Origin of the sequence: Sulfuricurvum sp. (assembly GCF_031427015.1) — a bacterium.
Classification (GTDB): domain Bacteria; phylum Campylobacterota; class Campylobacteria; order Campylobacterales; family Sulfurimonadaceae; genus Sulfuricurvum.
Map to the genome: position 1 here is coordinate 44,723 of NZ_JASJOW010000002.1, position 13,900 is coordinate 58,622.

Below are 13,900 nucleotides of genomic sequence, written 5' to 3' on the forward strand. Positions count from 1 at the left end.
ATTCTCAAAAACTTGTTTTTTGTAGCTTTTAGGGGGTTGTAGGGACATTTGTCCCTGCCATGAAAGAGGATGTATTCGCTTTCATGTGTAATATAAATATAATGCGCATTTTAGCATACTAAGGAAGCAGATATGGTAGATCGTTACGCCAGAGAAGAGATGAAATCCAAATGGAGTATTCAAGCAAAATATCAAGCATGGCTCGATGTTGAAAAGGCGGTAGTGGTTGCTTGGAACAAACTGGGTCTTATCCCTGATGAAGATGCAGATAAAATCGTTAAGAATGCAGGGTTCTCTGTTGAGCGGATTGATGAGATCGAAGCGATTACTAAACATGATTTGATTGCGTTTACAACCTCGGTTTCGGAAACCCTCGGAGAAGAGAGCCGATGGTTCCATTACGGTATGACCTCTTCGGATACGGTTGATACGGCTGTCGCATTACAAATGCGTGATTCATTGGCACTCATCATCGACGATGTAAAAATGGTTATGGCCTCGATTAAGAGCAGAGCCGAAGAGCATAAAACTACATTAATGGTGGGACGCTCACACGGTATTCATGGCGAACCGATTACGTTTGGCTTAGTGTTAGCGGTTTGGTACGATGAAATGGCACGTCATTTGACAAACTTGGAACAAACGATGGAAGTGATTTGTGTGGGTCAAGTTTCGGGAGCGATGGGTAACTTTGCTCACGCACCGTTAGAACTCGAAGAGTATACGTGTGAAGCGTTAGGGCTTAAATCGGCTCCTGCATCTAACCAAGTTATTCAACGTGACCGTTATGCCCGCCTTGCTTCGGCGCTTGCTTTGATGGCCAGCTCGATCGAAAAATTTGCGGTTCAGGTTCGTCATTGGCAGCGTACCGAGGTCTATGAGTGTGAAGAATTTTTCTCTAAAGGGCAGAAGGGCTCTAGCGCAATGCCGCATAAACGTAATCCGATTTTGACCGAAAACATAACAGGGTTAGCTCGCATGGTTCGTGCCTATGTTATCCCAGCGATGGAAAACGTGGCGTTATGGCATGAGCGTGATATCTCTCACAGCTCGACTGAGCGTTTCTGGTTACCGGACAGTTTTGTCACCTCTGATTTCATGCTTCACCGTTTTAACAGTGTTATCGCTAACCTCGTGGTTTATCCTGAGAATATGATGCGTAATCTCAACCTTACCGGCGGTTTGGTGTTCTCGCAGCGTGTATTGCTTGAACTTCCGCTCAAAGGGGTAAGCCGTGAAGATGCGTACCGTATCGTTCAACGTAATGCGATGAAAGTGTGGGAAGGGCTGCAGCAGGGTAAAAGTGCAATCAATGAAAAAGGGGAGAGTCTTTATCTTCAATATCTATTGGATGATGAAGAACTTCGTCAAAGTTTGAGTGAAGAGGCAATCCGTGATTGTTTCGATTACGGTTATTACACTAAAAATGTGGATAAAATTTTTGCACGGGTGTTCAAATAATTATCATTAAAATAGTTTCTTTTGGTATAAGAAACAATACAATATTGAGTGATTATAATACAGCTTTTAGAGAGTTTGAGGGAGAGAGATGTTAACTATTGTTAAACGTAACGGACGCCGTGAGCCGTTAGATATTACCAAGATTCAAAAATATACGTCTGCAGCCGTTAAAGGGTTGATTAATGTGTCGCAGAGCGAGTTAGAAGTGGATGCACAAATACAGTTTCGAGACGGTATTAACAGCAATGAGATTCAACAAACCCTCATCAAGACAGCGGTGGATAAGATCGATATCGATTCTCCTAACTGGACGTTTGTTGCATCACGACTTTTTCTGTATGACCTTTATCACCGTGTAAACGGCTTTACCGGATACGGAAGCCTTGAGAGTTATTTTGAACGTGGTGAGGCGGAAGGGCGAATTCTCCTCGGTCTGAGAGATAAATACAATCTAGCGGATTTGGATGCTTACATCGTCCCTGATCGCGATTTAGAGTTTAATTACCTCGGCGTTAAGACGTTGTATGACCGTTATTTAATCAAAGATCGTCAAGGTGACCCGATCGAGCTTCCTCAGCATATGTTTATGGCCGTAGCGATGTTTTTGGCGCAAAACGAGACCGATCGTCAGGGTTGGGCGAAAAAGTTCTACGACATGATGTCCAAATTCGAAGTGATGATGGCGACCCCTACCCTCTCTAACGCCCGTACAAACCGTCACCAACTCAGCTCGTGTTATATCGGCTCTGCACCGGATAATATCGAAGGGATTTTTGACGCGTATAAAGAGATGGCACTCCTCTCTAAATTCGGCGGCGGAATCGGTTGGGATTGGACGCAGGTACGTGCGATGGGATCTTTCATCGATGGACATAAAAATGCCGCCGGCGGTACGGTACCGTTTTTGAAAATCACCAACGATATCGCGATCGCGGTAGATCAACTTGGAACCCGTAAGGGAGCTATTGCGGTTTATTTAGAGCCGTGGCACATGGATGTCAAAGATTTCCTCGATGTGAAGAAAAACTCGGGAGAAGAGCGTCGACGTGCCCATGACTTGTTCCCTGCTTTGTGGATCAATGATATGTTTATGAAGCGTGTCGTTGAAGACGGAATCTGGACGATGTTCGATCCGTTTGACGTCAAAGAGCTTAGTGAGCTGTACGGAGCGGAATTTGAAGCTCGCTACAGTGAACTTGAGCAAGATCCGAATATCATCAAAGAGCACACGAAAGCAAAAGATTTATGGAAAAAAATCCTCACGTCGTATTTTGAGACGGGGAGCCCGTTCTTGTGCTTTAAAGACAGTGCTAATCGTGCCAACCCGAATGATCATTTCGGTATTATCCGCAGCTCAAATCTGTGTACCGAGATTTTCCAAAACACGCAGCCAAACCACTATTTGATCAAAATCAAATACGAAGACGGATCGTTTGTCACTTACGAAGAAGATGAGATCGTTAAAGTAGACAGCGGAATCGAAAAACCGGCGAACAAAGTTACGGCACTCGATTCCCTCGGCGGACGTCCGATTTACATCGTCGAAAAAGAGAAAGTAGACGGTGCGACAGCCGTATGTAATCTCGCTTCGGTCAACTTGTCGCGCGTAAATACCAAAGAGGATATCGATCGTATCGTTCCGGTTGCGATTCGTGCGCTCGATAACGTTATCGATTTGAACTTCTACCCGTTAGAAAAAGTAAAACGGACTAACCTGCGCAGTCGTGCAATCGGTTTGGGTGTCATGGGTGAAGCGCAGATGCTTGCGGAGAACAAAATCGTCTGGGGTAGCCAAGAACATTTTGATAAGATCGATGAAGTGATGGAATCGGTGAGTTATAACGCGATTAAAGCCTCTAGTGACCTTGCCGTTGAAAAAGGGTCTTATGCAGAGTATCAGGGTTCTAAATGGAGCCGTGGTGTCCTTCCGATGGATCATGCGACGGCAGAAGTACAGAACCTCGTGGATCGCGGCGGATTGTTCGCTCCGAACTATGAGTGGGACGAGTTACGTGAAACGATCAAAAAACAAGGGATGCGTAACGGCTATTTGATGGCGATTGCACCGACGAGTTCGATTTCGATCCTCACGGGGACGACACAAACGATTGAACCGATCTACAAACGCAAATGGTTTGAAGAGAATCTCTCAGGATTGATTCCGGTAGTGGCACCGCAGCTCAGCCTCGAGACGTGGAGTTATTATACTCCGGCGTATGATCTTGATCAAACGATCCTTGTCAAAGCGGCGGCTATCCGTCAAAAATGGATCGATCAGGGTCAAAGTCTCAATATCTTTATCACCTTAGACCGTGCCAGCGGTAAATATCTCAACGATATCTATATGCTCGCGTGGAAACTGGGTCTTAAATCGACCTATTATCTCCGCTCTCAATCCCCGGAGCAAAAACAAGATACGGCGGATCGCTCGATGGAGTGTGAAGGGTGCCAATAAAGCCCCTGAGCGATTCTACGCTCAAAAACCTACTGGAGCGTATTGATTACGCTTCTCAGGGCGAAATTCGCTCTCTAACCCCTCTCTCTAGCACTTCCATCGAAATTCGTTTCAGTGTTCAGGACATCGCGCGCGGATACGACTGGATTGATATACTCTTTCGTGTGGATGGGGTGAGTGATGCCAAACTCGTGAGTGATAATGTTCTACGTGGTTTGGATATGAGCGAGGGGATAACCGTGGAGCTAACATCTAGTAGTACAGCGTTAGCGATCGGGAGCTACAGCGGGCGTACTAATGAAGCACCGTTTTATATCCTCGGTACCTCGATCGGCTACGAAGAACTCCCCTTCAGCGCTTAAGCAACTCTTTTACACACGATTCGATCATCGTGTAAACGTGCTCAAATCCCTCAAAACCATCGAAAAAGTACGGATCGGGAACATCTGCCCCGCCATGACCGTAATCTCCTAATTTCACCAAATTCTGACAACCCAAGGTTTGGAGATCGTGATAGTTACTCTGATCTAGGGCTACGATCAGATCAAAGGCTCTAAAATCATCTTTTTTTATTTGGCGGGCACGAAGATAGGAGATATCGATATCGTGGTTACGAGCAACGGTTACGGAGTGTTTGCACGGTGCTTCTCCGATGTGCCAATGACCGGTTCCCGCAGAATCGACAGAGATGTTATACGACCCCTCCTCTATGATTTTTCTCGCAACTCCTTCCGCAATAGGTGAGCGGCAAATATTGCCAAGGCAGACAAAGAGAATCGACCTCATAAGAAGTTAGCTTCGTTTCTTGCGGAAATATCTATTTGAGTCGCTATTTTCAAGGGCAACAATTTTCCATAATTTCGGGAGATTGGACGATAAATCTTGTCCACGATAGAGTTCGGGTTCGGTGAGTTCATAATACATGGCATCACGATTAACGCGAGCCCATTCATTCCCTTGCGCCGCGACGTAATTCCATAGGGCATAGGCGAGAGTGTTATCCGATTTCACCCCTACTCCATTTTTGTAGAGCCAACCGAGGATAAGCTGGGCATCGCGGTTTCCGTTTTTTGCCGCTTTTTTAAATATACGGGAGGCCTCTTTGTGATTTTGCGGAATGCCGATCCCGTCAATCATCAAGACCCCTAAGGCAACCTGTGAATCGGAATGGTTTTTTTGCGCACCGCTTTTAAAAATACGGATAGCCTCTTTGTAGTTTGCGGGGGTTCCGAATCCGTGAAGACTCATTACGCCGAGATAATAGAGAGATTGGAGGTTCCCCTGCTCGGATGCGGGGATAAGGTATTTTCGCGCTTCAATATAATTTTCGTGATAAAAAGCGATTTCCCCCTCTTTGGCCAACTGTTCGACAGATAAGGCGTAAAGAGGTGAGAGGGTAATGAGGATTGACAAAAATGCTAGAACCATCTTTCGATTTAACATAATTTACACTCATTTTTAGTGGATACATTATTTTAGCATAAATAGGTTGAGTAATAATAGATAATTTTAAGTAATAGCTATTTTTTTTCCAGCAAGCATAAAAAGAAGCCATCAATCGTATCGGTCGGCAAAATGCGTACACCGTTTTGGATACGCGGATCAAATATCTCTTTTCCCCACTGCTTTAGAGGCTTTTGAAGGTTATCGAAGGGCAACGTAAGGGGTAATGTATTTAAATGCTCTCCATGCCGCTCTAAAAGATGCTGAAGGGGTATTTCATTCTCCTCGGGTGAAAAAGAACAGGTGCAATAGAGGAGTTTACCCCCCGGTTTGAGGGCATCGTATGCGGAGAGGAGTAAACGGCGTTGGATTTTCGAGGTCTCTTTGACTTTGTGAATCGACCAAAATGACATGGATTTGGGTTCATGTGTTTTAAAGCGTGCTTCAGAGGAACAGGGTGCATCGAGTAAGATACGATCAAACATCTCAGGACACTTTTTACCGATGCTTCGACCGTCCGCCATATAGGTATGGGCGTTTGTGACTCCCTGAGCGTCGAGATTGGCTTTGAGACGGAAGAAACGTTCTCGTGAAGGCTCCACGGCGGAGAGCCACCCGCTGTTTTGCATCATTCCTGCCAGCATTAGTGTTTTCCCTCCGGGAGCGGCAGCGAGATCAAGTACCGTCTCCTCCGGCTGTGGTGCAAGGAGCATAGGTGCGACCATAGAGGCGAGATTTTGGATGTAGAGACGTCCGCCGTAGAACGGGTCGCTTTGGGTGAGATGAAGTTTCGCTTCGGGGGCAATACGATAGACCCCCTCCATCCACTCTACTTTCTCAAAGGCAATGGCGGCAGATTTGAGTTCGGCTTCGAGTTCTGCGGGTGTTGATTTGAGAGTATTGACGCGAAACGTTACTTGTTTCGGGGCATCAAAGGTTTTGAGGATCGATTCGAGCTGTTCACGCGGAACAATTTTCTCTAAGCGCTCAACAAACGCTTCGGGGAGGCTCATCGTACTACACCGTCAAGTACAGGGACGAAGTCGCACACTTCAAGGGCATCCTCATGAATTTTTCCCCCCTGTTTTGTGTAGCGGGTAATAATCTGTTCTCGCCCTTTTTCGACGGGAGCGAGCAATATCCCCCCTTCTCGGAGCTGATCGAACAGTTTTTGGGGGACAGCGCGTGCCGAAGCGGAGAACAGAATACGGTCAAACGGGGCGTATTGCTCCCAGCCGTTTTGACCATCATCGGTGCGGGTATGGATATTGCCCAGATGGAGGTGGCGAAAGCGCTCTTTTGCTTCTAGGAGCAACGATTCGATCCTCTCAATCGTAAAGACACGACGGAAGATTTTTGAGAGGACGGCGGCTTGATAACCGCTTCCGCAACCAACCTCCAATACGCTGTCGCACCCCTCCGGACTTAGATATTGCGTCATTTTGGCTACCGTTAGCGGTGAGGAGATGTACTGCTGTGCGCCGATAGGGAGAGCATCGAGCCGATAGGCGTTGTGACGCATCGCAAGGGGGACGAATGCCTCACGATTGGTATGGATGATCGCATTTTTAACGAGTGGGCGAAGGGGAAATTTTTTGGCAATTTCATCCGCCATCCGAGTGGTTTTAATAATGGTGATTTTATCGATGTTCATTCTATTCCTACGTTGAGGTATCGGCGCATAGACTCTACCGTGCGCTTTTCATAGTGGGAGGTTAAGGTATCGATTCCGCTGTTGCGTATTTCGCCGCCGAAAGGGGTAATAATACCGCTTAGAGCCGTGGTATCGGTATTATCGGCGTCAGAGGCGATAACGTAGCACTGATTCATAATCGCTAATGCGGACGTAAGCGTTTGGAAGTGATCGGCACGAAGTTTTCCCCATTGTGCCGGAACGGCGATGATGTCACACCCTTCTAGCACCTGCCAGAGGTGTTTAAAACGAAGTTCAAAACAGATTAAAATGCCGATTTTAATCCCCTCGAAGTTAAAAGATTTGATCTCCCCCTCTTCTCCCGCATTAAAGTGCTCGTGTTCCGAGCCGAGGGTAAAAAGTTTTGTTTTGGCTTGGGTGTGAAGAATAGAACCCTCATGAAGCGCGTACGCGATGTTATAGATATGCCCGTTTTTTTCCGTAATCGCGGTGAAGATCAAGAGACGATTGTTAACAGATCCAAGGAGTTTTTCAAGAGCGATAGGGGTAAATGCCGCCGCTTCTTCAAATCGATCATAGGCAAAGCCGCTTAAAGCAACTTCAGGGGCGACGATGATGGCATCCTCGGGCGCTTGATCGATAAGGGCTATAAGACGATCAAGATTTTTCGTAAAATCAGAATCGGTCTCAAAGCACAGCGAGACAAGGGGGCGATTTTTAGAAGTCGTCAAAGCTGAGGCTTCCTTTGGAATAGTTGGTGACGGTTCCTTCAAAGAAGTTAGTTTTTTGGTCGTTGAATTTGCTGAAATCATCGACCCACTTGATCGGGTTTGAGACGTTATAGAGCGGTTTCATACCGACGGCGCTAAGGCGGTTGTCGGCGAGATGTTGGATGTATTGTTCCACAATTTCGTTGGTAAGTCCCAAAATTTGCCCTTGGGTGATGTACTGACCCCATGCTACTTCGAGTTCAACCGCTTTGCGGAACATATCGTACACCTCTTCGAGCAACTCTTCGGTAAAGAGGTCGCTTCGCTCGCGGCGGAGGGTGTTGATGATATTTTGGAACAACACGAGGTGGGTCACTTCATCACGCTGAATAAAGCGAATCATTTGTGCGGAACCGAGCATTTTCCCTGAACGGGCAAGGGTGTAGATGTAGGTAAATCCGCTGTAAAAATAGATTCCCTCCAAAATTTGGTTAGCAAAACACGCTTTGACGAAAGCGCTTTCGCTCGGATCGTTGGCGAGATCGTTATAGCGTGCCGCAATCGAGTCATTTTTGGTTTTGAGCATCATGTCGCGACGCCAGAGATCGTAAATCTCTTCAGAGTTTTGACTGATCGAGTCAACCATAACGGCGTAGCTTTGGGAGTGGAGCGCCTCTTCGAAACTTTGGCGTACCAAAATGAGATTCACCTCAGGGGCAGTGACGTAAGGGTTGACGTTATCCATGAGGTTATTGGTTTGGAGCGAGTCCATGAAAATGAGCTGGGAGAGTGCTTTGTCGTACGCCGTTTTTTCCATCTCGGTGAGGTATTTATAGTCAACCGCGTCACGGGTCATATCGACCTCTTTGGGAAACCATGTGTTGTTAAGCATCATCTCCCAGAGGTTATAGGCCCATTGATATTTAATGTTATTGAGTTCAAAAATACCGGTAGGATTACCGCCGAAAATCTGACGGTCGTTTACATGTTCATTGGAGGTTGGATTGTAAATTTGTTTACGCTTCATTTCGGCTATCCCTGTGTGCAGATAAAGTAGATGATTATGTCGAAAACTAGATTTAAGTATGATAAAATGAAAAGAGTTTTTGACAGGGGAATAACATGAAGAGAAGTATAATCCTCAAATCATTGGCGGCAGCTGTCGTCCTATACGCCATAGCAGGCTTTTTCGGTGTCCCGTATCTCATTCAAAATATTCTCCCCGGAAAAGTTTTCGAGGCTACGAAGGGGGGGCAGTTTTTAGTAGAGAAAGCCTCTTTTAACCCCTTCACATTTCAGCTAATCCTTAAAAATGCATCGTTTAAAACACCGCAAAACGCTGATTTTGTCGCATTGCACCGTTTTTCAATCAATATCGATCCGCTTGCGTACATGTGGCGGGGAGGATTGGTAATTTCAGAGATCACGTTAAGTGAGCCGAATCTTACGATAAAACGGGATACAGAGGGAAATTTTAACTTTAAATGGCTCACTGAACTCGGAAGCGAAAGCCCCGAGGAGAAATCTTCCGAACCGCTCAATCTCATTATTAACCGTTTTGCCCTTAAAAACGGGAAAATGGGGTACAGCGATTATTCCGAGGGGAAAGTGTATACGTTGAATTTAGGTCCCGTCGGATTTAACTTTGACAACATTGATTTGCGAGACCTCTCTACGTCCAAAGGGAAAATGCGTCTTTACGCAACGATCAATGAGGGAGGTTTTATCGATCTCAACGCAAAGATAGGTGCGCTTTCTCCGCTTATTATGGAGGGTGGTATCGCATTTGATTCGGGTAAACTGTACACTCCGTGGCGTTATTTCAAAGATAAATTTCCGATTGAAGTGGCGGACGGTTCCGCGGCATTCGGGTTTAAGTATCGTTTTAACAGCAATGACGTGAATGCGACGGAACTTTCGAATCTCCATTTTGAGATGGATAGATTACGAATTATCCCCAAAGGGGAAGAGCGTAATTTATTGACGTTAAATACCCTTCGTCTTAAAGAGGGCAACGTTCAGCCTATGCGAAAAGTTTTTAATGCAAAATCGCTCAGCGTAAATGGAGTCACCCTTGCGGCAGAGCGCTCTAAAGAGGGAAAAATTGATTGGATCACCTATATTGAAGAGATCCAAAAAGCATTTCCGGAAGATGAAAATGAGACGAAAGAGCCTTGGACTTTTACACTAGGAAGTGTAGGGGTGGAGAATGTCGGTATTGAGTGGAGGGATAATGCCCCCCATGAGCCGTATCGGGCAAGTCTTAGTAATCTCCGTCTTCATACGGGAAGTGTTTCGAGTGATGAGCAATTGCCGCTAACCCTCACCTTGCAAACCGGTAATTTCCATGTGGCACGTCAACGTGATAACGGTTTTGTTACAGGATTGGAGGGGATCAGCGTTGAGGGAGTTGAGATTGACCGTGCAGGAAAATTCGCACAAGTACAAAAACTCTCATTGCTTCAACCGAGGATAGCGCTCAAGCGATTAAATGACGGTTCGATCGACCTCTCTCGATATGCTTACGCTTCTGCGAAAAAAGCGGAGAATACTTCTGAAACACCGTGGGGATACTCTTTCCAAGAACTGGACGTGAGTAACGGTGCCGTAGCCTTTAACGATGAGGTTCCTAAACGAAAGGTAGCAATCAATCTTGATCAGTTAAATCTCAATCTTAAAGGTTTAGAGAGTAATCCGTCGGTTAAAAATCATCTCATTTTCTCTTCACGACTCAACACCGGAAGCCGTATCGAGCTTATGAGCGATATTGTTCGCGCTCCGCTGAGCAGCAAAGGGATGTTAACGATTCAAGGGTTGGATATTTCGCTTGTCGATCCGTACATCGAACCGAGTACGTATGCATCATTGCGTCGCGGTAATCTCTCATTGTCGGCCGAATATGATTATAAACCCTCAAGAACGGCATTAAAAGGGAGAGTGGCTCTTAGCGATTGGGTTGTCAACGATACGCGGGACAATTCCGTATTGCTTGGATGGGATAAGATCGGGGTGACCCCTTTTGTGTATGCCTATCCCGATAATCGGCTCAAAATCAACCAATTGGCGATTGACGGGCTGTACACGAATGCCCTTATTGATGCCAAAAAAGTTTTGAATTATTCGACGTTAAGTAAAAGCCAAAAAGGTGATTCCAATACGACGAAATCAAGCGGCAACCCTTTTGGACTGGAGATTGTTAAACTCCTCTTGCGCGGTAGCAGTGCCACCTTTAGCGATTTATCTCTTCCGTTACCGTTTAAGAGCTACATTCATGATTTGGAAGGTTCGGTATTAGGTATTTCAACGACAAAAGATGTAAAAACATTCGTGAAGTTGCGCGGAGGTGTCGATCAGTACGGATTGGCAAAGATTGACGGATCACTCAATACGAAAGATCCTAAAAAATTCACCGACATGAAGGTGGCATTTGAGAATCTTGAGCTAAAACACTATACCCCTTATTCTCTCCAATTCTTGGGATATAAGATTGAGGGCGGGAAACTCTTTTTGAATCTGGGGTATAAGATCGATCAAGGTCAGCTCAACGGAGCGAATCAAGTGGTGATTAAACAAATCGAGCTGGGTGCTGAAAAAGAGGGGGGATCGCCGTGGCCGCTGAATTTTGTCATCGCACTGCTTGAAGACAGCGATGGGGTGATTGACATTGATCTTCCGATAGTGGGAGATGTAAATAAACCGGATTTCAAATACGGAAAAGTGGTGTGGCAGGTGATCGGGAACCTCTTTAGCAAAGCGGTTACCTCCCCGTTTCGTCTCCTTGGTTCGATGATGGGGATTGAAAGCGATGAGCTCTCATCCGTCGATTTTGAGGGAGGTTCTTCAACCCTTTTACCGCCTCAGATTGAAAAGTTAGATTTGATAACAAAAATGTTAATAAAGCGTCCGAAGCTTGCATTGAATATCTACGGCGGATGGGATGACGCGAGAGATACTTATGCGCTCAAAGGGGCTAAGCTCGTTCAAGCTGCACTGAAACGGAATAAAAATTTAAAAATCGATTCGCCGCAGGCTATGAGTGTAGAGCTTTTGGAAGAGATGGCAGATGAGTCTTTATCGCGAAAAGAGCTTAAAGCGATCAAAGTACCGCTCGAAGAGAAATATTCGGAAGAAGCGGCATTCGTCCGCCATTATTCTACCGCCCTGATCGATAAACTGATCCCTCTTCAACCGCTTGAGCCGCAAGAGTTAGCAACATTGGCACAGCAGCGTGCGGAGATGGTGCAAAAGTATCTGCTTAAAACTCCGGGATACGATAAACGGGTGATGATTAAAGGGGTCGAAGCGGATAAAGATATAAAAAATGAAGCGATTTCGACACGGCTTGAGATTGTAGTCCCTTAGCGGACTACACTTTAAAGGTTCTCATTTCACCTAAAATATTTGCATTGATACTGTTTAAATGAATGATTGCCTCCACAATTTCCTCTACACTTTTAGAATTTAAGAGGGAGACCTCCTCAACCCGCTGTATTTTGTGTGCCACTTCGCCGATTTGAGACGAGATAAAGAGAGCCTTTTCCGCAACAGTTTTAGACGTACTTACACTACGGGCGATGGCTAATCCTACGTCCTTAATAGCTTTTTCGGTAATAGGGGCTTCGTTAAGTACCTCTTGTTCCGATTCGGTATTTTTTTGCATTTCATCACACAATTCATTGATCGATTGGGTAATGATATTAATAGTGGCATTTGTCTCGGTAAGACTGGTTTGTGTTCTTTCCGCAAGTTTTCTCACTTCATCGGCAACGACCGCGAAGCCTCTGCCGTGCTCACCTGCCCGTGCCGCTTCAATAGCAGCATTCAGAGCAAGAAGATTGGTTTGATTGGCGATATCGTTGATTGTCCCTAAAATATTTTGTACTTGGGATGCCTCCGCATTAAGTCTTAGAAGCTTGGCTGTAAATTCCAATTCCGCTTGTGAGTTTTGTTGGACTTTGCCCAGTGTCTTCGTAATGGATATTTGTGCTGAGCTTAGGGTGTCTGCCGCTTGCTGAATTTCGATGCTAGCATGTTCGAGCTCATTTGCACTCTCTTGCGCCGTTTGTTTTATGGGAGTGATATCACTTGAAGTTTGAATGACGGCTTGAGAGGTTTCTTCAACCCTAACTCCTATTGCATGGCTTGTTGTGAGGAGTTCTTCAGAGGTGGATGCTCCATCTATGGCAAGAGATTGAGCTTTAGAAATTATTTCTCTTGTTTTGTCCGTAAATTTATCAATCAAATCCCCTACACATTTAATTTCGTCTTGCCCGTCAATATTAAGGCGTTTGGTAAGGTCACCGTCGCCGCTTTCGAGATCTTTTACGGAATTTTCAATGCGTTTTAGTTTTCCTACGATCCCTTTTGAGACTAAAAGTAAAAGAATAATGGTGATGGACAAGCCGCCCATTCCGACGAGCGTCATAGTAACCGTTCCGTTTTGCAACATTGTGTTGGCTTCTTTCTCATCTACTACAACGTAATCATTGGCAATTACAACAAGGTCGTCAATAGCTTTTCTATGTGCCTCATACAGCGGCTTTAATTTCTGTATCGATATTTCGGTTGCTTTTTGCTTGTCACCCGCATCAATCGCTGCCAAAAACTCGCCGTTGGTTACACTAAAAAATTGTTCGGCAGGCTCTTTGGAGCTTCGTAGCAACAACTCTTTTGCCTTTTTTTCCAAAGGGCTCTTTAGCCAATACTCTTGCCGTGCATCATAGTCTTTCTGTAATACTTTTAGCTTCTCTTTGAGTGCAGGGAGTTCGGCAGGCGTGGCCTCTATCATCAAATGGGTCACAAGCTTTGCCTCAATAATATATTCGGGAGGGGGTAATATATCGGCTATTAAATCTTTTGAGAGGATTATTGCGTCGTATTTTCCCCCTTTTATTTTGATACCGTTGGTGACAAAATAGGAGGTTACTAATATGGCGGACATGACAGCGGCAACAAATAAAGAGCTATAGAGTAATTTGTTCTTAATGGATAGAGAGTTTAACATGTATACACTCCTAGTGATAGATGGATTCAAATGTGAAATTGAAATATTTATATTATAACGAGTAGTTTAAAATTAATACAGAAAATTGTTTGTTTATTGACATAATAATTGTTCTAAAATAGTACAAAATGTGTCGAAAGAGTCTATTGCGTTTATAAAAATAGTATCTTTTT

At 45.1% G+C, this 13,900-nt stretch carries 11 protein-coding genes; 4 read left to right on the forward strand and 7 right to left on the reverse strand.

Annotated elements, in window-relative coordinates; translation table 11 throughout:
* Positions 1-132 precede the first annotated feature (132 nt).
* The 3 genes from purB (at position 133) to RMO68_RS02565 (ending at position 4,278) form a co-directional block, all read left to right on the forward strand.
* Entirely contained in the window at positions 133-1,461 is a 1,329-nt protein-coding gene (gene purB / locus RMO68_RS02555; protein ID WP_310439149.1) for an adenylosuccinate lyase, read from the forward strand.
* Positions 1,462-1,549: 88 nt separating this feature from the next.
* Complete coding sequence (locus tag RMO68_RS02560; protein WP_310439150.1) at positions 1,550-3,916, forward strand: ribonucleoside-diphosphate reductase subunit alpha; 2,367 nt, start codon at positions 1,550-1,552, stop codon at positions 3,914-3,916.
* Positions 3,907-4,278 carry a hypothetical protein gene (locus RMO68_RS02565; protein WP_310439151.1) on the forward strand — a complete coding sequence of 124 codons (372 nt, stop codon included), beginning with the start codon at positions 3,907-3,909 and terminating at the stop codon, positions 4,276-4,278. The genes RMO68_RS02560 and RMO68_RS02565 overlap by 10 nt, the downstream gene beginning before the upstream one ends.
* On the opposite strand, the gene RMO68_RS02570 is transcribed toward RMO68_RS02565, so the two are convergent.
* The 6 genes from RMO68_RS02570 to RMO68_RS02595 all read right to left on the reverse strand — a co-directional run bounded on the left by RMO68_RS02570 (position 4,268) and on the right by RMO68_RS02595 (position 8,750).
* Positions 4,268-4,702, reverse strand: a complete 435-nt coding sequence (locus RMO68_RS02570; RefSeq protein ID WP_310439153.1) for a low molecular weight protein-tyrosine-phosphatase — start codon at positions 4,700-4,702, stop codon at positions 4,268-4,270. The two genes, RMO68_RS02565 and RMO68_RS02570, sit on opposite strands and share 11 nt — an antisense overlap.
* Positions 4,703-4,708: 6 nt before the next feature.
* Positions 4,709-5,359 carry a tetratricopeptide repeat protein gene (locus RMO68_RS02575; protein ID WP_310439154.1) on the reverse strand — a complete coding sequence of 217 codons (651 nt, stop codon included), beginning with the start codon at positions 5,357-5,359 and terminating at the stop codon, positions 4,709-4,711.
* Between the two features lie 77 nt (positions 5,360-5,436).
* Positions 5,437-6,372 (reverse strand): RsmB/NOP family class I SAM-dependent RNA methyltransferase, encoded by a 936-nt coding sequence (locus tag RMO68_RS02580; RefSeq protein ID WP_310439155.1) that lies wholly within the window; start codon positions 6,370-6,372, stop codon positions 5,437-5,439.
* Positions 6,369-7,013, reverse strand: a complete 645-nt coding sequence (locus tag RMO68_RS02585) for a protein-L-isoaspartate(D-aspartate) O-methyltransferase (protein ID WP_310439156.1) — start codon at positions 7,011-7,013, stop codon at positions 6,369-6,371. The genes RMO68_RS02580 and RMO68_RS02585 overlap by 4 nt, the downstream gene beginning before the upstream one ends.
* Positions 7,010-7,744: a carbon-nitrogen hydrolase family protein gene (locus RMO68_RS02590; protein ID WP_310439157.1), complete on the reverse strand. Its 735-nt coding sequence runs from the start codon at positions 7,742-7,744 to the stop codon at positions 7,010-7,012. Before RMO68_RS02590 ends, RMO68_RS02585 begins: the two co-directional genes overlap by 4 nt.
* Positions 7,731-8,750, reverse strand: coding sequence for a ribonucleotide-diphosphate reductase subunit beta (locus RMO68_RS02595; RefSeq protein ID WP_310439158.1), 1,020 nt, complete (start codon positions 8,748-8,750; stop codon positions 7,731-7,733). Before RMO68_RS02595 ends, RMO68_RS02590 begins: the two co-directional genes overlap by 14 nt.
* A gap of 95 nt (positions 8,751-8,845) precedes the next feature.
* On the opposite strand from RMO68_RS02595, the gene RMO68_RS02600 reads away from it, so the two are divergent.
* Positions 8,846-12,085, forward strand: coding sequence for a DUF748 domain-containing protein (locus tag RMO68_RS02600; protein WP_310439159.1), 3,240 nt, complete (start codon positions 8,846-8,848; stop codon positions 12,083-12,085).
* Positions 12,086-12,089: 4 nt separating this feature from the next.
* Here RMO68_RS02600 and RMO68_RS02605 read toward each other — a convergent pair whose 3' ends face one another.
* On the reverse strand, positions 12,090-13,727 hold the full coding sequence (locus RMO68_RS02605; RefSeq protein ID WP_310439160.1) for a methyl-accepting chemotaxis protein: 1,638 nt from the start codon (positions 13,725-13,727) through the stop codon (positions 12,090-12,092).
* Between the last annotated feature and the right edge of the window lie 173 nt (positions 13,728-13,900).